We start from the raw sequence: 22,384 nt of genomic DNA, 5'->3' as shown, positions 1-22,384 counted from the left end.
TTGCCGACCATAGCCCGTGATTCACATTGGAACAACCAGGCGTAAGGTGTTGGCCATGGGTGACACGAGATGGCTCTCCCCCGAGGAGATGCGCGCCTGGGACGGCTTCCTGGCGGCGTCGGCCTTGCTCCATCGGCAGCTCGACCAGCAGCTGAAGGAGGATTCCGGCCTCTCGCACCCCCAGTACGAGATACTCGTCCGCCTCGCGGCGGCGCCGGACGCCGAACTGCGCATGACCGACCTCGCGAACGGCCTGATCAACTCCAAGAGCGGGCTGACGTACCAGGTCACGCAGCTGGAGAAGGCCGGCCTGGTCCGCCGCCGCAGCTGCCCCACCGACGTCCGCGGCATCTTCGCGGTTCTCACCGAAACGGGCCGCCGCCGTCTGGAGGAGGCCGCTCCCGGCCATGTCTCCGCCGTACGGCACTACCTCATCGACGTCCTGACCGAGGAGCAGCTGACCGCGATAGCCGACGGGCTCGGCGAGGTCAGTGTCCGGCTGCGCGCCGCGGGGCGGTGAGGAAGCCCGACGTGTGGAAGTACCGGATGTAGTGGTCCAGGAGTTCGGCGTCGACCGGCGGGCAGACCAGTCCGCTGCCCGCCAGGTCCTGTTCGATCCGGGCGCGGCCGAGCTCGGGGAAGTGCGTGGTGGCGCACAGCTCCTCCAGCGTGACCGTGCCGCCCGCCGCGAGCGTGGTGAACCGCGGGGCGAAGGGCGTGAAGGAGTGGCCGGGCCGGTCGGCGAGGTGGGCCGCCATCGCTTCGGTCCACGCGTGGTAGCCGATGGTCTCGATGCGGTGCCCGTGCGCCCTCAGCCGCTCCACGAGGTCCTCCAGCACTGCCTCGTGCGGGTTGGTGAGGTGGTACGTCTGCCCGCTCGCCTCGTGGTGCAGGGCGAGGTGGACGATGGCGGCGGCCGCGTGGTCGACGGGGACGAGATTGAGGGCCACCGGGAGGTCCGGGGCCAGTCCCAGCTCCGTAATGATCTTGAAGAGTTCGCACAGGGCTGCGCCGCTGTTCCAGGTGTGGCTGCGGGTGTCGCCGGTGATCTCGTGCGGGCGGTGCACGGCGGCCGGCAGTCCGGCGAGGGCGGCCTTGCGGACCAGCTGCTCGGCGACCCACTTGCTCTCCGTGTACCCCATGGACAGCAGCTCGACGTGGTCGAGCGGGGTGTCCTCCGCGACGCGCCGCACGCCCGCCGCGCCGAAGCCGTGCACCACTCCGATGGTGGAGACGAAGTGCAGCGGGACGGCGCGGGCGGCGGCCAGCGCGATGATCTCGGCCGTGCCGTCGACGTTGGCCGGGCGCAGCTGTTCGTAGGGGTAGAGGAAGTTGACGTCGGCCCCGCAGTGGTGGATGACGTCCGCGCGGGAGGCCAGGCCGGCGTACGCGGCGTCGGTGAGCCCGAGGCGGGGCGCCGCGAGATCGCCGAGGTGGACGCGGACGCGGCCGTCGCCGGGCAGCGGGCGGTCGATGCCGTGCCGGGCGCGGGCCTGCTCCAGGCGGCGCCGGGCGTGCGCGTCGTCGCGGGCGCGGACCAGCAGGTGGATCTCGGCGCCCGTCCGGTCGAGGAGTTCGTTCAGCAGGTGGGCCCCGAGGAACCCGGTGGCGCCGGTGAGCAGGACGTGCCGGGGCGCCCGCCAGTCGGGCCGGGGTTCGGCGGTGGTCAGGACGGGCGGTACGGGCCGGTCGAGGTCGGGGAGCCAGCGGTCGGCGACGGAGAGCCGGGGCGGGGCGGGCAGGCCGCGCACGGTGGCTTCGACGCAGGCCGTGAACGCCTTCAGGGTGGGCTGCATCAGGAGTTCGCCGACCAGGCGGTAGCTGTGCGAGCCGCCGATGGACAGGGCGTCCTGGACCAGGCGGACCAGCTTGGAGGCGGTGAGCGAATTCCCGCCGCGCTGGAAGAAGTCCTCGTCGGGGCCGTCCCCGGGGGCATCCCCTGGGCCGTCCCCGGGGCCGTCCGGGGCGTGGGCCACGCTCTGCGGCAGGGTCTCGGCCCAGATCCGGGCGACCACGTCGGCGACGGTCGCCGGGGTGGCCGCCGCCCCGGCCGGCGGCACGGGGACGGGCGCCGGTTCGGCGGGCGGGGTCAGGGCGAGCAGGGCGGCACGGTCGACCTTGCCGTTGGCGGCCAGCGGTAGCTGGTCCAGCACGGTGATGGTGGCCGGGACCATGAAGGCGGGCAGCCGTGCGGCGAGGTGGGCGCGCAGCTCCTGGCCGGTGGGGCCACCGGCCGGGGCCGCGGGGCCGGTGGCGGCGTACAGGGCGAGGTGGCGGGTGGCGCCGTCCTCGCGGGGCAGGACCACGGAATCGGTGACGGCGGGGTGGGCGGCCAGCGCCCGGCGTATCTCGTCGAGTTCGATGCGGAAGCCGCGGACCTTGACCTGGTCGTCGCGCCGGCCCCGGAACTCCAGCAGACCGTCGGCGCGCGTGCGGACGAAGTCGCCGGTGCGGTAGACCCGGCCGGAGGCCAGGGTCACGAAACGGCGGGCGCTCTCGGCGGCGTTGTTGAGGTAGCCGGCGGCGACGGCCGGTCCGCCGACGCACAGCTCGCCCTCCTCCCCCGGCGCGGCCGGCGTGCCGTCCTCGCGCAGGACGTGGCAGACGGTGTCGGCGATCGGCCGGCCGATGGGCACGCCGGTGGCGCCGTCGGGTACGTGCGCCACCTCGTACGCGGTGGCCACGCAGGCCGCCTCGGTGGGGCCGTAGGCGTTGACCAGGTGCTCGGGGCGGCCGCGTTCCAGGACCCGGCGGGCCGCGTCCGGCCGCAGGGCCTCGCCGCCGGTGAGGACGTAGCGCAGGCCGGCGAAGGTCTCGGGGCGTTCCTGCGCGATGTGGTGGAAGACGCTGGTGGTGGCGAACACCACGCTGACGCGCTGCTCGCGCAGGAACGCGTGCAGGGCGTAGGGCGCGAGGAGGAGGGTGGAGTCGGCGGGCACCAGACAGGCGCCGCCGAGCAGGGCGGGCCACATCTCCAGGACGGAGGCGTCGAAGGAGAGCGTTGCGGCGTGCAGGACCCGGTCGGTGGGCCGGACCTCGTAGAAGCCGTTGCCGACGGCAAGCCGGATCAGCCCACGCTGGGGCACGGCAACGGCCTTGGGACGCCCGGTGGTGCCGGAGGTGAACATCACGTACGCCGGCACGCCGGCGTCGACGCCGGCGGCCTCGGGCGCGACGGCGGGCGGGGTGCCGGGCGCGGTGCCGGGCGCGGTGACGCCGACGGACGGGAGCGACGCCCGCCCGGCCATCCGGTACTCCCCCTGCGCCGGGTGCGGGGCCGGCGCGGCCGTGCGGCGGGCACCGTCGGCCGGGTACGGGGTCTGCCTGGCCGCGTGGTCGGCACCGTCGGCCGGGGGCGTGGCCGCGCGGCCGGTGGCGTCGGACGGGTGTGGGGCTCGCCCGGCAGCGGGCGGGGCCGCGTGGCGGCCGGTGGTCAGGATGTGGTGGTAGTCCCAGGCCGGGGCGGGCGCGCGGTCCGGCGTACCGGCGCCGGGGAGGCGGACGAGGGCCACGGCCGCCGTGTCCTCGAGCATGCCGGCGACGCGGGCGGCGGGCAGCGACTCGTCGAGGGGGAGGTACGTCGCGCCGGCGCAGACGACGCCGAGCAGCGCGACGCAGGCCTCGGCACCACGCGCGCCCGCGACGGCCACCACCGCGCCGCGCGCCACCCCCAGGGCGGCCAGACCGGCGGCGAAGTCGTCGACGAGCACGAGGAGTTCGGCGTACGTGTACCGCACCCCGCCGGGCGTGTCGACGGCGGGCCGGTCCGCGTACCGCCGGGCCCGCTCTCGGAACAGCGCGGCGAGCGGCCGCCCGTACAGCTCCTGGTCCGCCGCGTCCCCCGGCCGTCCCGCCGTCACGTCCACCGTCATGGCGCCACCCTCCCCAAAACAAAGCGAGCACTCGCTCTGATATGAGCGTAGCCATTCCCGGGCCCACCGCGTCCGTACCGACGCGATCCGGCCAACTCGGCCCCGAAGACGACGCGAAGCCGTCGGTCGGGCGGCGGAAGGCCGTCAACGGCCCCTCACAGGAGCTGTGTCACCAACGTCGCCGGCCGGCCGGTCGCCGCCGCGCGAGCGGGTGCAGCCGAGGCGTTCCGCGCGGGAGTTGTCCACGCAGCCGGCCGCGGGCGGCGCGTGGACCGGGCCGCTCCCGGCCGGCGCCCGGCACGGGCGGTCAGGACGGCTGACGCGGTGTCCACGGCTTTGCTAGCCTCCGCCGATGGCTGAAGAAACCCGCACACTGGCCGTCCGGTTCGAGGCGGGGGCGCTCACCCTCCACGAGGCTCGGGACGAGCACGGCGTCTACTACGCGATCCCCGGTACCGCACCCGTGCCCGCCGGACCGTCCGTGGCCCTGCCGCTCGCCCGGGCGCTGCACGCCCGGATCCGCCCGGTGGGCTCGGCCGAGACCGTCCTGCGCGGCTGGTCGCAGGGTGCGCCGCCGCGCGAGGTGGCCCACCACGACCCGGCGGCCGCGGCGCCGCGCCGCATCCGGGCGGGCGCGATCGTCATCCGGGACGGCGCGATCCTGCTGATCCGGATGACGGACGACCAGGACCCCGACTTCGCCGGTCCGGACGGGGTGTGGTTCGAGATCCCGGGCGGGGGCGTCGAGGCGGGCGAGACCCCGGTGGCCGCGGCGGTCCGTGAACTGCGCGAGGAGACCGCGCTGACGGGCACCGTCGTACGGGAGGTCGCGCGGGTGTGGCGCGACCTCAACCGGGAGCACTACTACCTGCTGGACGCCGACGGCGAGGTCGGCCCGGCGGAGAGCCTGGACACGTACGGCGGGACGCCGGTGTGGGTACCGGTGGCGGACCTGCCGGGCGTCGCGGTGTGGCCGCGCCGGCTGGCGTGGCGGATCGCCCACTGGCACGGGGCGGGCTGGCCGGCGTATCCGGCCGAGCTCGCCGACAGCATCCGGGACCTCGGCGCACCCTGCGACTGGTAGCCGCACGGGTAGCCGCGCGGCCTGCCCGGAGCCGGGGCGGGCGGTCGGCGGCCGCGCGGGCGGTCAGGGGGTGGCGGCGACCGTGAGTGCGGCGCCGCCGACGACCATCTCGGGCTCGGTGGCCGCCATGACCACGTGCCCGCACGGCTGGAGGGTCACCTCCACCGGCCCGCCCCCGCGCCCGCTGCGCCAGGACACCCGGCTGGCCTGCGCTTTGCACCGAGGACAACACGGCATGGCGGCGACGCTCTTCATGGTTCCCCCTCGGTGCGAAACGGCCGGTGGGCGCACTCTGTCACGGGGATCGGGCCGTGCCGAGCGCTGTTCCCGAATCGAAACCCGAATCGAAGCCCGGTTCGAAGCCTGGGTTCGAAGCCTGGGTTCGAAGCCTGGGTTCGAAGCCTGGGTTCGAAGCCCGGATCGAAACCGCCGTCGGCCGTCGGCGACGGCGCTCCCCCGTACGCCGTACCCCGCCGGACCGGGTCCCCAAGCATGCGGCGCGCGACGGCCGGTGCCGGACGCGACGGCCGGCGCCGGACGTAACCCGCCGCGGACCCTACGCGCGCAGCGGATTGGGCAGCGGCAGGTAGCGCGCGTCCGCGCCGTCGGCGCGGGTCCAGCGCAGCAGGAGGTTGGTCTTGCCCGGCAGAGCGGGGGCGTCGAGCAGGGCGGGGATCTCGGGGAGCGGATGGCGCGCGTGGTGGCGCAGGAACGCGGCGCGGACCGCCGGCCAGAGGGCGGGGGCGAGGGCGGGATGGTGGTCGGCGAGGGTGGCGGCGACCTCGCTCAGGTGGTTGACGACCAGGCAGTAGACGAGGCGCTCCCACGCCGCCGGCCGCGCGGTGTCCGCGAGGAGTTTGACACCCTCCGCGTCGCGGAAGAGGGCCTGGACGGGCAGGCCGGACGGGTCGACCGCGATCAGGGTGTTCTGGGCGTGGGCCTCCAGCACGACTCCCTGGGCGAAGAGGTCGAGAGCAGGGGGGATGACCTGGTGGAGGTACGCGTCCCACCACGCCGCCGGATCCGCGGCGCCCGCGAGCGGGCTGCCGGGGAAGTCCTCGGCCAGCGCGGCGGCCAGCAACGGGGTGGCGCCCGGCAGGACATGGCCGTGCAGGCCGTCGCGGACCATGACGGCCAGCTCCTCGAACGCGAACGCCGCCGTGCGGTAGCCCCGGTCGCCGAGCCAGGCGGCGGTGGAGCCGGTCCGCTCGCGCAGCCCGGCGAAGGCGGCGGCCACCGCCCCGTCCGTACGGCGCAGGGCGAGCAGGTCGTGCCGCCAGAGCCGGCGCACGTCGTTGGTGATCCGTACGTCCAGGCTGAACTTCAGGAAGAGGTCGGCCCCGGCGTCCGGCGCGTAGACGGTGCGCAGCGAGGCCGTGGGGTGCACGGGGCGGGCGCCCACGCCCAGCCGCAGCAGGCGGCCGTCCTCGAACGCCGGGTGGGGGCCGAGCAGGGCCAGTTGCCACGGGTGCGCCGGGAGCAGCCGGTAGCCGTCCGGGGCGGGCGGCGCCCCGAGCCGGCCGGCGAGGGCGTCGAGCGGTCCGGTGGCCGGGGCGCCGCCCTCCTCGACGACCTGGTCCTCGCGCAGGGCGAGGAAGGCCAGCGGGAAGGCCGCGTGCGCCTCCGGCGCGTACGGCAGCCAGGCCGCCGCCGGGCCACCGCCCCGGGTCTTGGGGGCCGGGTGGTACGGGTGTCCCAGCACCAGGGCCTGCTCGGAGCGCAGGTACGGGTCGGCGGGCGCGGCGGCCGACGCCCGGGCGGCCAGCAGCGCGGCGACGGTGGCGTGGCTGTCGGCCATCTCGGCGAACAGTTCGCCGTTCGCCACGCCGGTCAGCAGCCGCAGCTCCTCACAGGCGAGTTCGAGGAGCTCGGTGTGGCTGAGCGGGTGCCAGCCGGTGCCGGTGCGCAGCCGGGCGCGGGTGGGGCGGCGGCCGCCGGTCACCCGCAGCAGCCGCCCGCTGGCGCGCAGCCGGTAGATGCCGTCCGCCGCGCCCGACGCTCCGGACGCTCCGGACGCTCCGGAGTGTTCCGCAGGCGTCGCGGCTGCACCGGGTCGGGGATCACCGGGCTCGGCGGGGTCGGGTTCGGCGGGGTCGGCCGCTTCCCGCAGCAGGCAGTTGAGCAGCGGTGCTGCGGCGTACGCGTCGGGGTTGAGGTCCACGGAGTCCATTCGGCGTGCGGTGCGCTTTCCCTACGATTATTGCCTGATCATGGAGTGAAGTGCCGGGCCGATCAGACGAGGGAGCGCCGTCCTGGACCGCAGGGTTGACCTCACCATGGCCGAAGAGGCCGTCGCCGCCGAGCTGGGCCTGGTGCGTCCGGCGCTCGCCGGGGCGTACGCCGCCGCGCTGCCGGGCGCGCGGGCGGCCGTACTGACACGGCTGTGGCGGGCGCTGGCGTACGAGCCGCTGCCGTGGGTCGTGGCCCGCGAACGCGGGCGCGGCTCCCTGGCGCTGACGCTGGCGGACGGGGCCCGGCTGGAGGGGCCGGCGCCCGATCCGTACGCGACGACCGCGTACGTGGACGCGGTCGTGCTGGACGGGCGGACCTACCGGCAGGCGGCGCGGCTGATGACCGCGCTCGCGGTGCCGCACGGGACGGCGTTCGCGGCCGAACTCGACGACAGCACCGCCTCGCTGGCGCTCTCCCGGGCCGGCCGGGCGGGTGCGGACGGGGACGACGAGGGGCCCCCGGCCGCCGACTGGCAGTGGGAACAGCGGGTGGTGGACGGACATCCGTACCATCCCAACTGCCGCTCGCGGCCCGGGTTCTCGGTCGCCGAGCAGCTCGCGTACGCGCCCGAGCACCGGCCGGTGGTCGAGCTCGGGCTGGTCGCCGTGGACCGGGAGGAGTGCCTGGTCGGCGGGGAGTGGCCGCAGCGGCTGCGGGACGGGCGGCGGCTCCTGGTACCGGTGCACCCGTGGCAGGCCCAGCACGTCCTCAAGACGACGGGCACCGAGGCGGGGACGATCACCGCGCATCCGCTGATGGCACTGCGCACGCTCGCGCCCGACGACGGCGGCCCGCACGTCAAGACCGCGCTCAGCGCCCGGCTGACGTCGTCGGTCCGCGACATCTCCGTCTACTCGATCGAGACGGCGGCGGCCGTGTCGGCCTTCGCCGAGACGCTGGCCGCCCGGCTGGAGGGACGGCTGCACATCACCCGTACCCTCGGCGCGGTGTCCGCGCACAGCCCCGATCTGGCGGCGGTACTGCGGGAGCCGCCGGAGCGGTACGCCGCCGCGGGCACCGGGGAACGGGTCGTCCCGGTGGCGGCGCTGGCGGAGACGGGCCTGCCGGGGTCGGCGGCGTGGCTCGCGCGGTTCGCGCGGCTGGCGCTGGGCGTGGGCCTGCGGGCGCTGGAACTGGGCGTGGCCCTGGAGGCGCACGGCCAGAACCTGCTGGTCGTCCTCTCCCCCGCGGGCGAGCCGCTGCGGCTGGTCTACCGGGACCTGGCCGACATCCGGATCAGTCCGGCCCGGCTGGCCCGGCACGGCATGCCGGTGCCCCCGATCTCCGGCCGGCTGGTCACGGACGACGAGACGGTGCTGCGGCGCAAGCTGTTCGGCTCTCTGGTCGCCGGCGCCCTGGGCGCGACGGCGGGTTCCGCGGCCGCGCTGGGCGCCGCGCTGTCGGCGGCCGTCGACGTCCTGCCGCGCACGGCGGACACCGAGGCGCTGCTGTCGGAGCCGCTTCCGGTCAAGGCGCTGACGCTGATGCGGCTGAGCCCGGGCACCCCCGGGGACCAGTGGACGGACCTCGGCAGTCCCCTGCCGTGAACGCGCGGCGCGGGATCCCGGTACGCCAGGCCCGCACCGGCACCGACGCCCATGTGGACGCGCGGCTGGTGGGCGGGCACGTCACGTGCGTGGAGGCCCGGTCCTGACAGCGGTCCAGCCCTCCCCGGCGGCGTGACGCCACGGGGAGGGCCGGACCGTTGCGGAGGAGACGGGCTACGCCTGGGCGAGCTCGGCCGCGCCGAAGGAGACGTCGAAGCGGTCGCACCAGATGGAGACGCTGGTGTACTCGGAGAGTTTCACGTCGGCCGGGATGGTGTAGTTCTGGTCGCCCTTGTTGCCCTTGAGCTTGCCCAGGCTGATGTGCTTGCCGTCGTCGAAGACCCGCCAGCCCGCGACGCCCTCCTTCACCGGGGCGTCGGTGAGCAGGACCCGCAGGTCCGGGCCGTTGCTGGTGTCCAGGTTCTCCAGCCGGAGGGTGTGCGAGCCGTCGGCGAGGCGGACGATCTTCACGGAGCCGGTGGTGGCGTGCTCGTGGCTGATCAGGGTGCCCTGGGAGAGGGTCTGCGGGCCGCTCGCGGCGCTCGGCTTCGCCGCCGGGGCGCCCGAGGCACCGGAGCCGCCCGGCGAGGCCGAGGAGGCGGCCGCCGGGGCGGCGCCGCCCGGCAGGGCCTCGTTGATCGTCTCGTTCTGCCAGAGCTTCCACGGCTGGAACCAGTACAGGCCCACTCCCGCGAGCACCAGCGCGACCAGCACAGCCCCGATCACCAGCGGTCCGCGACGCTTCCCGTTGCCTGCCACCGTTCGTCCTTCCGTAGGTCCTTCTCGTACGTCTCGATTCAAGCGGGACGGCCGCCCCCGACACCAGCGGATCCAGATGACGAAACTCTTACGGGACTAGCGGGCCGGTGCGGCGCGCAGGCCCTCCAGCAGGGTGGACAGGTAGCGGTGGGCCGTGTCGATCCGGTCGGCGGGGTCGCCGCCGTGGACCTGGACGGCGTACGCGATGCCGCACATCAGCGGGACCAGGTCGCCCGGGGCCAGGTCGGGGCGGACCGCCCCGGCCGCGTCGGCCCGCTGGAGGAGCGCCCTGCCGGCCGACCACAGGGAGTTCTTGAGCTCCGTGGTGCGCGGCAGGGCGTCCTCGAGGGCGGCGGTGACCGGGGCCAGGGAGGCGTCGCCGACCTGCGCCTCGACGGTGCGGGTCAGGAAGTCCTCCAGCGCCCGCCAGGGATCGGCGTCGGCCAGGGCCCGCTCGCCGTGCCCGACCAGGGCTTCCAGGCAGGGGGTGGCGACGGTCTCCAGCAGCGCCTCGGGCGTGGCGAAGTGCCGGTAGACGGTGCCGACCCCGAGCCCGGCGCGCCGGGCGACGTCGTTGAGCTGCAACGGCGTCCCCTCGTCGACCAGGGCCCGGGCGACGGCGACGATCCGGTCCCAGTTGCGGGCGGCGTCCTTGCGCAGTGGCGTCGTCGTCATGGGGACATGGTAAGGGGATAGCCCATCCGGATGACGCATCCGCCCCTCCCCCTGGGCCCCGCCCCCCGCCCGTACCGGCACCGGCGCCCGGTCCGTACGGCGCCTCAGGCGACCCCGAGGGGCGCGTGCCGTTCGCTGAGCCGGCGGACGGCCGCGGCGACGCGGCGGTCGGTGGCCGTGCGGAACGGGGCCACCGGGCTCGCCTGGGCGCCTATGACAACGCCGGTCCGGCCCGCCAGGGCGTCGTCGGTGGCGGCGACGATCGAGGACCTGGCCGCCACGGACGCCGGACCGGACGTCGAGCGCTCGAACGTGCGGCGCACCAGCGGCCAGAGCAGCCGCAACGCGGGGGAGACGATCTTCGGGTCGGTCATGGTCCCGTTGGTCATGTCGGTCGCCGCGCCCCCGGGGTCGGCCGCGAAGACCGAGACGCCCGTGCCCTCCAGGCGGGCGGCCAGGTCGAGCGTGTAGGCGAGGTTGGCGAGCTTGGCGCGGCCGTACCAGTGGAAGCCGTAGTAGCCGCCGGACGGCTCCACGGCGTCGAACTCCTTCTTCGCGACCCCGACCGCGCCCGAGGTCACGTTCACGATCCGGCTCGGCGCGGCGGCCGTCAGCGTGGGCAGCAGCAACTCGGTCAGCAGGTACGGCGACAGGTGGTTGACGACGAACGACGCCTCGACGCCGCCCAGGTCCCGGCGTGCGGGGAACATCGCCCCGACGTTGTTGACCAGCACCGTCAGCGGGTCGCCGGAGGCGGCATGGTCGGCGGCGATCCGGTCGGCCAGCGCGCGCACCTCGTCGAGCGAGCCGAGGTCGGCGGACAGGAACCGCGCGGGGTGCGCCGGGCCCGTCGCGTCGATCCGCTCGACCGCACGGGCACCCCGGCCGGCGTCACGCCCGACCACCGTGACCGCGTATCCGGCGGCGGCCAGCCCCAGCGCCGTCTCCAGGCCGATCCCGGCCGTTCCGGCCGTCACCACAGCTGTTCTCTTCATGACCCGTCCACTCCCGGCGAAATGAAAATTCGGATAACCCATCCGGTTACCTGCCCCGACCGTAGCACAGATACGGATTGACTATCCGGTTAGTGTCCCGGGGGGGGCTGGACCGTCGGCCGGCCCGTCGGCCCGCCCCCGGCCGTTCAGGCGTGGACGTGGGCCGTTCGAGGGAGTTCGGCACCGGTCCCGGGCCCCGCCGCCCCGGGATCGGGGCGCGCGGCGGGCGTACTGGGGGTCATGCGTCCGTCTCGCCGCCAGGTCCTCATGGGCACCGCCGCCTTCGTCTGCGCCGGCCCCGGCGGGGGCACGGCAGCCCACGCGGCACCCGCCCCGGGCGCCCCCGGCGCCCGTACGGCGGACTTCGCGGCGCTCGCGCGCTCCCTGGACGGCCGGGTGGTCCTGCCCTCCGACACCGACTACGCCGAGGCGCGGCAGCTGTTCCAGCCCCGCTACGACACGGTGGCGCCCGGCGCGGTCGCCTATCCCGCGCACGCCGAGGACGTGGCCGCCTGCCTGGCCTTCGTCCGGCGGACCGGCGTGCCGGTCGTCGCCCGGGGCGGCGGACACGGGTATGCGGGCTGGTCGACCGGCCCGGGCCTGGTCATCGACGTCGGCGTGCTGGCGTACGTGGCGGCCGGGAGCGCGGGCGCGGTGCGGATCGGGGCCGGGGCGCGGCTCGCGGACGTGGGCGCGGCACTGGCCGACCGTGGCACCGCCATCCCCACCGGCCTGTGCCCCTCGGTCGGGATCGCGGGACTGACACTGGGCGGCGGCCTCGGCATCTCCAGCCGGGCGTACGGCGCCACCTCCGACCAGCTCACCGGCGCGCGCCTGGTCACCCCCGACGGAGTCGTGCGGGAGGTCGACGCCACGCACGAGCCCGAGCTGTTCTGGGCGCTGCGCGGCGGCGGGGCCGGGAACTTCGGCGTCGTCACCGAATTCCGCTTCCGCTCCCACCCGGTGACCGACTGCGCGTTCGCCGAACTGCACTGGCCGTGGCGGCACGCGGCAGCCGCGCTGCGCGGCTGGCAGCGCTGGCTGGCCGCACTGCCCGATCCGTTCTGGAGCCAGGTCGAGTTCGTGATCGAGTCCGGCCGGCGGCCCGACGCGGCGGTACGGGTGGTCTGCCTGGACGGCCGGGCGGAGCTGGAGCGGCAGCTGACCCGGCTGGCCGACCTGATCGGCGTACCGGCCCGGGACAGCCATGTGACGGTGCATCCGTACGCCGCGACGCTGCGGGCGCTGGCGGGCTGCGAGGGGCGCGCCGCGGCCGAGTGCCGGCTGCCGGGGCAGCTGCCCGGCCGGGATCCGCGGGGCCGGCTGGGCCGGGACTCCTACGCCGCACGCTCGGACTTCTGGCCGGTGGCGGGCCTGCCGGAGCCGGCCGTCGACGCGGTGCTGGACGCGATCTCCCGGTACGCGGCCGACGGGCGGGGCGTGGTGCAGTTCGACGGGGTGTGCGGCGGCGCGCTGAACCGGGTGGGCGCGCGGGACACCGCGTTCGTGCACCGCGACAGCGGTCTCCTCGCGCAGTACCTGGCCTACTGGCCCGAGTCCGCGCAGCCACAGGAGACCGGCCGGCAGCAGGCCTGGCTCGACGACCTGTGGACCGGGCTGCGGCCCTGGGCGAGCGGGGGCGCGTACCAGAACTACGCCGATCCCCGGCTCGCCTCCTGGCGCCAGGCCTGCTACGGCGTCAACCTGCCCCGCCTGGAGCAGGTCAAGCGCACTGTCGATCCTGACCGGATGTTCAGCTTCCCCCAGGGGGTCTAAGTCATGTCCCGTGTTGTGTCGTTGCGCCGTGCCCTGGTCGTCGCGGTGGCGGCGGGCGCCGCCCTGACCGGCGGCCAGCTGCCCGCGCGGGCAGCTGCCACCGCCGTACCGTCCGCACCGCCGGCCGCCGTACCGTCCGCGCCGCCGGGTGCCGTACCGTCCGCCGTGCCCTCCGCACCGGCCGCCATGCCCTCCGCACCGGCAGCCGCGCCGGGGATGGCCGCCCTGCTGCCCGCGTCCGCCCGCTACACCTCGGCCGTCGCCGGCCCCGGGGAGGGCTGGGACTTCGCCGGGATCCCGGTCGTCGGCCGGATGTACTCCGCCAAGACGAAACGGTACTTCTGCACCGCCAGCGTGGTCTCCTCCCCCGGCCGCGACCTGGTGCTGACCGCCGCGCACTGCCTGCTGGGCGCCGACGCCCGGCAGTTGGCCTTCGTCCCCCAGAACACCGCCGCGAAGCCGCAGCCGCACGGGAAGTTCCCCGTCCGCCGGATCTGGATCGACCCCCGCTACCGCAAGCAGGGCGTCAACCGCGCCGCCGCCCTCGACGTCGCCTTCGTCGAGGTGGGGCCGCGTGCGGACGGACGCCGGGTGGAGGACGTGGTGGGCGGGAACCGGCTGGTCACGGGCTCCGGGTTCGCGCACCGGGCGGTACGGCTGATCGGCCATCCGGCACGGTCCGGGCGGCCGCGCGCCTGCGACAACCGGACGACGAGGTTCACCAGTACCGATCCGAAGATCCCCGGCTCGTTCCTGCGCATCGACTGCACCGGTTTCCTCGGCGGCACCAGCGGTGGCCCGTTCCTGGCCCGCTACGACGCGCGCACCCGCACCGGCGACGTGGTCGGCGTGATCGGCGGCTGGAAGACGGGCGGCGACCTCGCCGACACCTCGTACAGCTCCTCTTTCGGGGCCGACGTCAGGAAGTTGTACGCACGGGCGGCGTCCGCGGCGCGCTGACGGAGGGCGGCGGACCCGCCGGGGCCGGTGCGGCGGCCGGGACCGGCACTGTGGCCGGGACCGGCGGCCGTTGCCGCCGGGTGCGGCGCGGGTTGCCGACCGTGCGCGGGGTCTGCGGGACGCCCGCCGCGATGACCGGGTCCGCGGGCGGCAGTTCCAGGTGACGGCGCAGCTCGGCCAGCGCCATGTGCACCGGGGCGAGGATCAGTTCGGCACGCGGGTGGACGCCGCCGAGGGCGTGCGCGGTGGTCTCGATGGCTTCGGCGGCGTCCTCGGCCGCGGTCCGGCTCCAGCCGCCGGCGGTGACGGCATCGTGCAGGTGGCAGGCGGCCTCGGCCGCGGCGTCGGCCCGTTCACCGACGCCGGGCGCCGCCACGGTCGGCAACAGCTCCATGCCGGGATCAACGAGCGAGGCGCCTGATGGCCACCCCCGCGGGGAGCGGGTCCCTGGCCCTAGGTCGCCCACTGGAGCCACAGGGGCAACAGGACGAGTGCGGCCAGGGAGCTCTTGACGACGAGGGCCGCCGAGAGGTCGACGCCGACGTCGTAGCGCTGGGCGAAGATGAACAGGTTCTGCGGCGCGGGCATCGCCGCGATCAGCACCAGGTACGTCAGCCAGTCCCCGCGCACGCCGAACAGCGGCCCGCACACCGCCCACGCCAGCAGCGGGAACGCCACGCACTTGAAGGCGATGAGCGAGAGCTCCTCCCGCGTGGTGCCCCGCAGGTCCAGGCCCGCCCCGCCCAGGTGCAGGCCGAGCGCGAACAGGGCCACCGGGGAGGCGCTGTCGCCGACGAACGCGAACCCGTCGAGCACCACCCGTGGAACCGGCACCGACAGCAGGTTCAGCGCGATCGCGGCGTTGCAGGCCAGCACCAGCGGGGTGCCGAGGGAGGCGCCGACGGCCCTGGCCAGCCGGCGGCCCGGGCCGCCGACCGGGTCGGCCCGGCCCAGCTCCATGATGGCGATGACCGCCAGCGAGAGGACGCAGACCTGGAAGAGCAGCACCGGGAAGATCGGCGCCGCGTCACCGAACACGGTGATGAAGACGGGCACCGCGAAGTAGGCGGTGTTGACCTGGACGCCCGCCATGACGCGCAGCGCCACCGCGCGCGGCTCGCGCCGCCCGTGCGCCGCCGAGGCCAGCCCCACCAGCACGACGGCGACGGCGGCCGTCGCCGCGTAGCCCGAGATGGCCCGCCAGTCGAAGAGGGCGACCAGGTCGCTCGCGTAGATGTTGCCGAAGAGGTAGCAGGGCACCGCGAAGAGGAAGGCGTAGTCGGCGAAGGCTTTGGAGGCATCCGCGGGCACCACCTTGCGCCGCGCGAGCAGGACGCCGCAGCCGAAGGCCAGCAGCACCGGTACCAGTTTCTCCAGCGCGGCCATCGTCCCCATGCGCCCCCGCACCCCTCTTGTCCGGCGACGTCCCGGGCCGCCCGGTGGAGCGTACGCTGGACGGATCATGAAGAGCGAAGGCCCCTCCCCGGACCCCTCGGCCCCCTCGAACCCGTCGGCCCCCTCAGCCGCCCCCTCGGCCCCCTCGGCCCCCTCGGATCCCGCCCCGCGGCCCGCTCCCAAGCCGCCGCGCAGCTTCGGCACGCTGCTGCGCTCGCCGGCCCGGCCCGGCGAGCCGCTGTTCGCGGGCGCGCCCAAGGCCTGGCAGCGATGGCTGCCGTACGCCGTGGCCGCAGTCGCCGTACTGAGCCTGCTGCCGGTGACGATCACCGTGCTGACCACCGACTACGACCTGGCCGGCGGCTGGGCGGGCGCGCTCGGTGTCGCGCAGACGGTGCCGCTGCTGCTGGCGGTGACCCGGCCGCTGCACGCGTGGGCCATCGTGCTGGCCTCGGACGTGATCGGCGCCGCCCTGCTGATCGGCGCGGACGGGGTGGCGGGGCGGCCCTGGCCCTGGACGCCCATGGTGATCGTCGGCTACCTGCTGCTGATGGCGTTCGTGGGGCTGCGCGAGTCGACCCGGACCATGGTCGGGGTGTGGCTGGTCACCGGCGCCGCCGGGGTGGTGCTGGGGGCCGTACAGCCGACGGGGGCGGTCAACACCCACGCGCTGCTGTTCGTGTTGTCGGGCGTGATGCTGGTGTTGACCGGCGTGCTGCGCGGGCTGGGGGACGCGCAGCGGCGGATCGCCGAGCAGGAGAGCATCAGCGAGGCCGAGCGGGCCCGGCGCACCCTGCTGGAGGAACGGGCCAGGATCGCCCGGGAGTTGCACGACGTGGTCGCCCACCACATGTCCGTGATCACCGTGCAGGCCGATTCCGCGCCGTACCGGCTGCCGGGGATGGCGGAGCCGGTGCGGCAGGAGTTCGAGGCGATCGCGGCCAGTGCGCGGGAGTCGCTGAGCGAGATGCGGCGGCTGCTGACGGTGCTGCGCGGCGACGGCGCGAACGGCGAACGCGCCCCGCAGCCGGGCCTGTCGCGGCTCCAGCAGCTGGTGGAGACGACCGTACGGGCCGGGCAGCCGGTCGAGCTGTCGATGGCCGCCGGGGTCGCGGACGGGGTGCCCGCCGCGGTGGACCTGTCGGCGTACCGGATCGTGCAGGAGGCGCTGGCCAACGTGGTGCGGCACGCCCCCGGGGCGCCGACGCGGGTGTCGGTGACCGGCGACGGCGCCGAGGTGCTGGTCATGGTCGTCAACGGGCCGGCCCGGGACGCCGTGGTGGCGCTGGAGAGTTCGGGCACGGGGCACGGTCTGGTCGGGATGCGCGAGCGCGTACGGTTGACGGGCGGGACGCTGGACACCGGCCCGCTGCCCGACGGCGGCTTCCGGGTCGCCGCCCGCCTTCCGCTGACCGAGGACGCCAGTTGACCATCCGTGTGATCATCGTCGACGACCAGGCCATGGTGCGGGCGGGGTTCGCCGCGCTGCTGTCGGCGCAGGCCGACATCGACGTGGTGGGCGAGGCCCCGGACGGGCGCGCCGGCGTCGCGGTGGCCCGTTCGCTGCACCCGGACGTGGTGCTGATGGACGTACGGATGCCGGAGATGGACGGCCTGACGGCGGCCCGCGAGATCCTCGACCCGCCGCCGGGCGTGGTGCACCGGCCGAAGGTGCTGATGCTGACCACCTTCGACATCGACGACTACGTGTACGAGGCGCTGCGCGCCGGGGCGTCCGGGTTCCTGCTGAAGGACGCGCCGCCGGCCGACCTGATCGCGGCGGTCCGGGTGGTCGCCTCGGGCGAGGCCCTGCTGGCCCCGTCGGTGACCCGCCGGCTGATCGCGGACTTCGTGGAGCGGCGCCCGGCGCCGCGCAAGGACCCCAGGCTGCGGCTGCACGGCCTGACGCCGCGCGAGACGGAGGTCCTGGAGCTGATCGCACGCGGCCTGTCGAACCAGGAGATCGCCGGCCACCTGGTGGTGGCCGAGCAGACCGTCAAGACGCACATCGGGCGGGTCCTGGCCAAACTGGACCTGCGCGACCGCGCGCAGGCGGTGATCTTCGCGTACGAGGCGGGCGTGGTCCGGCCCGGCGACAGCGCGTAGGCGGCGCGTGTGCGCCGGGGGCGGCTCTCCTCCACCCCCTACCCAGGTATGACATCGCGCTTGGCTCCCCGGTGCGACGCCCGGTGGGACACCTGCTTCCTACCTTCTCCCCGCCACGAGGAGAAGGAGAAGGAGAATGCGCCGCTTCCGAAGGACGCTGGTCGCCGCCGCGCTGACGGTGACGGTCGTCGCGGGGACCGCGGGCTGGGTGTCCGCGGACGCCCAGCAGGTGGTCACCGGTCCGCCGCCGGGGGCCGCGGCCTGGTCGGCCGACCGGCTGCCCGGCCACGACCGGCTGCCTGATCCGGCGACGGCGTCGCCGGGCGAGGTGGCGCGGTTCTTCGCCTCGCTGGCCGAGGCGGACCGGCAGGCGCTGCTGCGCCGGCACCCGCTGGTCGTGGGAAACCTCGACGGGGTGCCCGTGGCTCTGCGGTACGAGGCCAACCGGCTCGCGGTGCGGCAGAGCGGGGACGCCCGGTTCGCGGGCCTCGCCGGCCCTGGGCGGCAGATCCTGGCCTTCGACCCGCGCGGGCGGGGGCAGGTCGCCGAGGTGTTCGGGGACCTGACGGGCGCGGCGCACGTCTCGGTGGTCGTGCCCGGCTCGGACAGCGACGCCGCGACGTACGACGGGCAGCGCCGCCCGTACACCGGTCCGCGCGCGATGGCGCGGGCGCTGCGGGCGGCGACCGGGGACCGGACGGCGGTGGTGGCGTGGACCGGGTACACCACGCCGGTCGGGGTGGGGCTGGACGCGGCGGGCGGGCGGCTGGCGCGGGCGGGCGCGGAGCGGCTGGTGCGTTTCACACGGGGACTGGACGCGGTCGGGGCGGCCGATCCGGTGCTGTTCTGCCACTCGTACGGCTCGGTGGTGTGCGGGCTGGCCGCCGGCCGGACCGACGCGAGCGACCTGGTCGTCCTCGGCTCGCCCGGGATGCGGGCGGATTCGGTGGCGGGCCTGCGGACGGGCGCCCGGGTGTGGGCGGCCAAGAGCCCCTCCGACTGGATCTCCGACGTGCCGAACCTGGAGTTCGCCGGGCTCGGCCACGGCGCGGACCCCGCCTCGCCGGCGTTCGGGGCCCGCCGGGTGCCGGCCGCCGACGTCCAGGGGCACACCGGCTACTTCGTGCCCGGCACCCGGTCCCTGGCCGCGTTCGCCCGGATCGCCGAGGGGGACGTGCGATGAGCGGCCCGCCGACCACCCGGCCACCGGCCGGTCGCCCACTGGCGGTCCGCCCGCCGACGGCCCGCCCACTGGCGGTCCGCCCACTGGCGGTCCGCCCGCTGGCCGCGCTGCGCCGGACCGCCGACCGGATCGAGCGGCGCACCCCGGCCCACTGCGACCGCGCGGTCGACGGACTGCGTGCGCTGGCGCTGCTCGCCGTACCGGCCGGGCACTGGATGCTCGGCGGGTTCACCCTCGACGCGGACGGCGGCCTGCACAACGCCAGCCCGCTGTCCGCGTTCGGCGGCCTCGCCCCGGCCGGCTGGGTGCTCCAGATGCTCGGCGTCTTCTTCCTGGTCGGCGGCTACGCCTCGGTGCTCTCCTACCGGCGGCGCCCGGGGACCGCGGTGGCGTGGCTGCGCGGCCGGGTCGCGCGGCTGGGGCGGCCGGTGCTCGGGGTGACGGCGGTGTGGGCGCTGGCGGCGCCGGTGCTGTACGCGGCGGGGGTGCCGGAGGCCACCTTGCGGACCGCGGCGACGCTGGTGATCCAGCCGCTGTGGTTCGTCGGGGTGTACGTGGTGGTGACCGCGCTGACGCCGTACTGCGTGCGCGCGGCGGGCCGGCTCGGCGGTTGGGCGGCGGCGCCGCTGCTCGTCTCGGTGGCGGTGGTGGACGCCCTGCGGTACGGCCCGTACGCGGACGCGGTGCCGTCGTGGGTGGCGGTGGCGAACATCCTGCCGGGCTGGCTGTTCGCGTACCAGCTCGGTGTCTCGTGGGGCGAGCGCCGGATCGGGCGGCGCGGTGCGTGGCTGCTGCTGGCCGGCGGGGCGCTGCTGTTCGCGGTGCTGCTGGCGGTGTTCCACTACCCGGCGTCGATGGTGGGTGTGCCGGGCGCGGAGCGGACCAACTCGCACCCGCCGTCGCTGCTGGTGCCGGCGCTGGCGGCGGCGCAGTCGGGGGCGGCGATCCTGCTGCGGGACCGGCTGGCGCGGGCGCTGGCGCGGCCCGCGCTGTGGGCGCCGGTCGTGGTGATCAACCTGTCGGCGATGACGATCCTGTGCTGGCACCAGAGCGCGATGCTGGCGGCGGCGGTACCGGCCTCGTTCGCGGGTGGGGTGGCGGGGCTGACGACGGCGCCCGACACGCTGGCGTGGATCGGGCAGCGGCTGGCGTGGCTGCCGGTGTTCGCGGTGCTGCTGGTGGCCATCGCGCGGTACGCGCGGCGGTTCGAGGAGCCGTGGACGAAGGCGACGGCGGTGCGCCGGACGGCGGCGGGGATCCTGGCGGCGGGCTTCGCGGTGTTCGCCCTCGGGCTGGCCTGAGCCGCAGGCGGCCGGACATGAGCAGAGCGCCGCTTCCTGCGGGAAGCGGCGCTCTCGTCGTGCGGTGGCGGGGGTCAGGCGATGGACGCCGACACGATGGCCGCGACCGCGAGGTTGCAGGAGGCCGTGACCCACACGGCCGGGTGCGGCTGCGGGTCGACGACGATGGCGCCGAGCTTGCCCGGGGTGACCACGTCCAGGACCAGGAAGGCGACGGCCATCAGGACCAGGCCGAGCAGGCCGAAGACCGCGGTGGAGACCAGGCCCTTGCCGAAGTCGTCGTAGGTGGTCCAGATGGAGGTGAAGACGATGGCGCCGATGCCGAGGAGCGCGGAGCTGAGCAGCAGCGCGGCGTTGCGGTTGCGCTCCTCCCAGATCTGCTTGCCGAGCTTCCCGGGCGTCAGCACGTCCACGAGGACGATGCCGAGGATCAGCAGCACCAGGCCGAGGGCGCCGTAGGCGCTGGTGCGGCCAAGTCCGTTGATGATGTCGCTCATTGAGAAGCCTGTCTCCGTGTGGGGTGGAAAATCGAGTCCCTGGGGGAGGCTGAATCTATCGCACGGCTGTCTGAGATGGCACGGGGAGGGCACGGAAGATGCAGATCCGGGCGGCGCGGCCGCACGAGGCGGCAGGGCTGTCCGAGCTGGTGATGCGCTCCAAGGCGCACTGGGGGTACGACGCGCCGTTCCTCGCGCGGTGCGCGCCGGAGCTGCGGATCCGGGCCGAGGACATCGGTGTCCGGCGGGTCGTCGTGGCCGAGAACGAGTGGGGCACGGCGGTGGGGGTCGCCTCCCTGGAGGGCGCGGCGCCGCGGGCGGCAGTGGGGCTGCTGTTCGTGGAACCGGCGGCGATCGGCCAGGGCGTGGGGCGGCAGTTGTACCGGTATGTCCTGGCCCGGGCTCGGCAGCTGGGGATCCGCCGACTGGTCATCGACGCCGATCCGCACGCGGCCGGGTTCTACCGGGCGCTGGGGGCGCGGGAGGTCGGTGCGGTGGGAGCACTGCTCCGCTTCGACGTGGAACTCGCCCCGCCCGCGCCCTGGGTGCGGGCGTGGACCGGCGGGCGGCGCGCCGTACATATCGGTAATGTCGGTGAATTCAACGCCCAGTTCGGCGACGTCTCCCTGGACCGGGAGCAGCGTGCCGCCCACCACTACGCGTGCCTGGCCGCGTTCTACAGCCCCCGGCCGGCGGCCCTGGTCCTGCCCCGCGCGGTGCCGGCGGGCTGGCTCGGCCGACTGGGGCGGGAACTGGGCTGGGACGAGGGCGGGGACAAGGGTGGGGCCGAGGACGGGGGCGAGGGCTGGGAAGGGGGCGATGGTGCTGTCGAGGGCCACGGGGCGGTCGAGGGCCACGGGGCGGTCGAGGTGTACGACGGCCTGCTGGCGGACGGCGCCGACGGACCGCTGTTGTCGGCGGCGGTGCGCCGGCGGCCGGCGCTGGCGGAGCGGCTGACGGGATCCGGGCTGCCGCTGGTGCCGTGGGGCCGTACCCGGGAGTTCGCGCGCCTCGCGGGCCTGCCGTGGCGGCCGGAGTCCCTGCGGCACGAGTCGAAGGCCGCCTCGCACGCGCTGTTCGCGCGGATCGTGGCGGAGGGCGGGCACCCCGGGATCGTGGTGCCGGCGCAGTGGCCGGCCGCGACCCGGCGGGCGGCCGTCCGGCTGCTGGCGGCGCGGGCCCGGGCCGGCGAGAGCACCGTTCTCAAATCGGAGCACGGGGTCGGCGGCTCCGGCACCACCGTGGTGACACCGCAGGACGTCAGGGCGGCCGGCGGGGCGCGGGCCGTCCTGCGCCGGCTGCCGCGCGGACCGCTGCTGCTGGAGGAGTACGTGGCCGGGCCCGCCGGTGAGGGGGACGCCCGGGAGGTCCGGGACCTGACGTACGACGGATTCGTGGATGCGGCGGGCCAGGTGCACGAGGTGGGCGCGGCCCTGATGGACGTGGCCGGCACCGGCTACCGCGGTGCCACCGTCGGCCCCGGCGCGGTGCCGGCGTGGGCCGCGAAGCCCCTGCTGGCGTTCGGCGGGGCGGTGGGCCGGGAGCTGGCGGCCGCGGGCCACCGCGGCTGGTTCGACGTCGACTTCGTCGCGGACGGGGAGGGCCGGCTGGCGCCGACGGAGACCAATCTGCGCCTGACGGGCCCGTCCGTCGCCTTCGTGGTCGCCGCACGCCTGGACGAACTGCGCGGCGGCGCGCACCTGGTCCGGGTGATGGACCGGGTGGACCTCGGCGCGCGGCTGCCCGAGGAGCCGCTGGAGGAGCTCTTCGCCGCGCTGGCCCGCGCGTGCCGGGAGCGGGACGCCGTCTTCCTGCCCGCCATCCCGACCGCCGCGTTCGAGCCGGCGCCCTGGTTCGGGGCGCTGGTGGCCGCCCGTACCACCGGCGCCCTCGAAGCGGCGGAGGAACTGGTCCGCGACGGGGCCCGGCGAACGGGCGACCTCTTCACCCGGTGAGCCCGCCCGGTGGGGGCCGGTGAGCACGGCTGGCCTGTGCCCCGGCG

At 75.7% G+C, this 22,384-nt stretch carries 19 protein-coding genes; 10 read left to right on the top strand and 9 right to left on the bottom strand.

Annotation, left to right across the window (positions count from 1 at the left end; all coding sequences use genetic code 11):
• The first annotated feature begins 55 nt into the window (after window positions 1–55).
• Window positions 56–520 carry a MarR family winged helix-turn-helix transcriptional regulator gene (locus tag ACIPXB_RS02905; RefSeq protein WP_401443681.1) on the top strand — a complete coding sequence of 155 codons (465 nt, stop codon included), beginning with the start codon at window positions 56–58 and terminating at the stop codon, window positions 518–520.
• Here the strand turns inward: ACIPXB_RS02905 and ACIPXB_RS02900 are convergent.
• Window positions 489–3,872 carry a thioester reductase domain-containing protein gene (locus ACIPXB_RS02900; protein ID WP_401443678.1) on the bottom strand — a complete coding sequence of 1,128 codons (3,384 nt, stop codon included), beginning with the start codon at window positions 3,870–3,872 and terminating at the stop codon, window positions 489–491. The two genes, ACIPXB_RS02905 and ACIPXB_RS02900, sit on opposite strands and share 32 nt — an antisense overlap.
• A 352-nt stretch (window positions 3,873–4,224) precedes the next feature.
• On the opposite strand from ACIPXB_RS02900, the gene ACIPXB_RS02895 reads away from it, so the two are divergent.
• Complete coding sequence (locus tag ACIPXB_RS02895; RefSeq protein ID WP_401443676.1) at window positions 4,225–4,956, top strand: NUDIX domain-containing protein; 732 nt, start codon at window positions 4,225–4,227, stop codon at window positions 4,954–4,956.
• A 63-nt stretch (window positions 4,957–5,019) separates the two neighbouring features.
• Here ACIPXB_RS02895 and ACIPXB_RS02890 read toward each other — a convergent pair whose 3' ends face one another.
• Both ACIPXB_RS02890 and ACIPXB_RS02885 read right to left on the bottom strand, forming a co-directional pair.
• Window positions 5,020–5,154: a hypothetical protein gene (locus ACIPXB_RS02890; RefSeq protein WP_401443674.1), complete on the bottom strand. Its 135-nt coding sequence runs from the start codon at window positions 5,152–5,154 to the stop codon at window positions 5,020–5,022.
• A gap of 358 nt (window positions 5,155–5,512) precedes the next feature.
• Window positions 5,513–7,126, bottom strand: a complete 1,614-nt coding sequence (locus ACIPXB_RS02885; protein ID WP_401443671.1) for an IucA/IucC family protein — start codon at window positions 7,124–7,126, stop codon at window positions 5,513–5,515.
• Window positions 7,127–7,232: 106 nt separating this feature from the next.
• Here ACIPXB_RS02885 and ACIPXB_RS02880 point away from each other — a divergent pair, with 106 nt between their 5' ends.
• On the top strand, window positions 7,233–8,735 hold the full coding sequence (locus tag ACIPXB_RS02880) for an IucA/IucC family protein (RefSeq protein WP_401443669.1): 1,503 nt from the start codon (window positions 7,233–7,235) through the stop codon (window positions 8,733–8,735).
• A gap of 174 nt (window positions 8,736–8,909) precedes the next feature.
• Here ACIPXB_RS02880 and ACIPXB_RS02875 read toward each other — a convergent pair whose 3' ends face one another.
• The 3 genes from ACIPXB_RS02875 to ACIPXB_RS02865 all read right to left on the bottom strand — a co-directional run bounded on the left by ACIPXB_RS02875 (window position 8,910) and on the right by ACIPXB_RS02865 (window position 11,164).
• The gene (locus tag ACIPXB_RS02875; protein ID WP_401443667.1) at window positions 8,910–9,494 is read right to left on the bottom strand and encodes a DM13 domain-containing protein; all 585 of its coding nucleotides are present in this window, start codon (window positions 9,492–9,494) and stop codon (window positions 8,910–8,912) included.
• 96 nt (window positions 9,495–9,590) lie between these two features.
• Window positions 9,591–10,169 carry a TetR/AcrR family transcriptional regulator gene (locus tag ACIPXB_RS02870; RefSeq protein WP_401443665.1) on the bottom strand — a complete coding sequence of 193 codons (579 nt, stop codon included), beginning with the start codon at window positions 10,167–10,169 and terminating at the stop codon, window positions 9,591–9,593.
• A gap of 104 nt (window positions 10,170–10,273) precedes the next feature.
• Entirely contained in the window at window positions 10,274–11,164 is an 891-nt protein-coding gene (locus tag ACIPXB_RS02865; protein WP_401443663.1) for an SDR family NAD(P)-dependent oxidoreductase, read from the bottom strand.
• A 240-nt stretch (window positions 11,165–11,404) separates the two neighbouring features.
• Between ACIPXB_RS02865 and ACIPXB_RS02860 the strand changes: the two genes are divergently transcribed.
• Together ACIPXB_RS02860 and ACIPXB_RS02855 are read left to right on the top strand one after the other, a co-directional pair.
• Window positions 11,405–12,940 carry an FAD-binding oxidoreductase gene (locus tag ACIPXB_RS02860; protein WP_401443661.1) on the top strand — a complete coding sequence of 512 codons (1,536 nt, stop codon included), beginning with the start codon at window positions 11,405–11,407 and terminating at the stop codon, window positions 12,938–12,940.
• Between the two features lie 3 nt (window positions 12,941–12,943).
• Entirely contained in the window at window positions 12,944–13,900 is a 957-nt protein-coding gene (locus ACIPXB_RS02855; RefSeq protein WP_401443658.1) for a trypsin-like serine peptidase, read from the top strand.
• Here the strand turns inward: ACIPXB_RS02855 and ACIPXB_RS02850 are convergent.
• Window positions 13,860–14,294: a hypothetical protein gene (locus tag ACIPXB_RS02850; protein ID WP_401443656.1), complete on the bottom strand. Its 435-nt coding sequence runs from the start codon at window positions 14,292–14,294 to the stop codon at window positions 13,860–13,862. The genes ACIPXB_RS02855 and ACIPXB_RS02850 overlap by 41 nt on opposite strands.
• A gap of 59 nt (window positions 14,295–14,353) precedes the next feature.
• Window positions 14,354–15,295, bottom strand: a complete 942-nt coding sequence (locus tag ACIPXB_RS02845; RefSeq protein WP_401443654.1) for an AEC family transporter — start codon at window positions 15,293–15,295, stop codon at window positions 14,354–14,356.
• 67 nt (window positions 15,296–15,362) lie between these two features.
• Here ACIPXB_RS02845 and ACIPXB_RS02840 point away from each other — a divergent pair, with 67 nt between their 5' ends.
• The 4 genes from ACIPXB_RS02840 to ACIPXB_RS02825 all read left to right on the top strand — a co-directional run bounded on the left by ACIPXB_RS02840 (window position 15,363) and on the right by ACIPXB_RS02825 (window position 19,885).
• On the top strand, window positions 15,363–16,724 hold the full coding sequence (locus ACIPXB_RS02840; protein ID WP_401443652.1) for a histidine kinase: 1,362 nt from the start codon (window positions 15,363–15,365) through the stop codon (window positions 16,722–16,724).
• Window positions 16,721–17,401, top strand: a complete 681-nt coding sequence (locus ACIPXB_RS02835) for a response regulator (protein WP_401443650.1) — start codon at window positions 16,721–16,723, stop codon at window positions 17,399–17,401. Before ACIPXB_RS02840 ends, ACIPXB_RS02835 begins: the two co-directional genes overlap by 4 nt.
• A 136-nt stretch (window positions 17,402–17,537) precedes the next feature.
• Window positions 17,538–18,584 carry an alpha/beta hydrolase gene (locus ACIPXB_RS02830; protein ID WP_401443648.1) on the top strand — a complete coding sequence of 349 codons (1,047 nt, stop codon included), beginning with the start codon at window positions 17,538–17,540 and terminating at the stop codon, window positions 18,582–18,584.
• Window positions 18,581–19,885: an acyltransferase gene (locus tag ACIPXB_RS02825; protein WP_401443646.1), complete on the top strand. Its 1,305-nt coding sequence runs from the start codon at window positions 18,581–18,583 to the stop codon at window positions 19,883–19,885. Before ACIPXB_RS02830 ends, ACIPXB_RS02825 begins: the two co-directional genes overlap by 4 nt.
• Window positions 19,886–19,959: 74 nt before the next feature.
• On the opposite strand, the gene ACIPXB_RS02820 is transcribed toward ACIPXB_RS02825, so the two are convergent.
• Window positions 19,960–20,382: a DUF350 domain-containing protein gene (locus ACIPXB_RS02820; RefSeq protein WP_401443643.1), complete on the bottom strand. Its 423-nt coding sequence runs from the start codon at window positions 20,380–20,382 to the stop codon at window positions 19,960–19,962.
• Window positions 20,383–20,480: 98 nt separating this feature from the next.
• On the opposite strand from ACIPXB_RS02820, the gene ACIPXB_RS02815 reads away from it, so the two are divergent.
• Window positions 20,481–22,337, top strand: coding sequence for a GNAT family N-acetyltransferase (locus ACIPXB_RS02815; RefSeq protein WP_401443640.1), 1,857 nt, complete (start codon window positions 20,481–20,483; stop codon window positions 22,335–22,337).
• Window positions 22,338–22,384 lie beyond the last annotated feature (47 nt).

Origin of the sequence: Streptomyces sp. NPDC090022 (assembly GCF_044748145.1) — a bacterium.
In the GTDB taxonomy this organism is placed as follows: domain Bacteria; phylum Actinomycetota; class Actinomycetes; order Streptomycetales; family Streptomycetaceae; genus Streptomyces.
The sequence above is the reverse complement of the archived record's forward strand: the minus strand, read 5'-3'. Positions and strand labels throughout refer to the sequence as shown.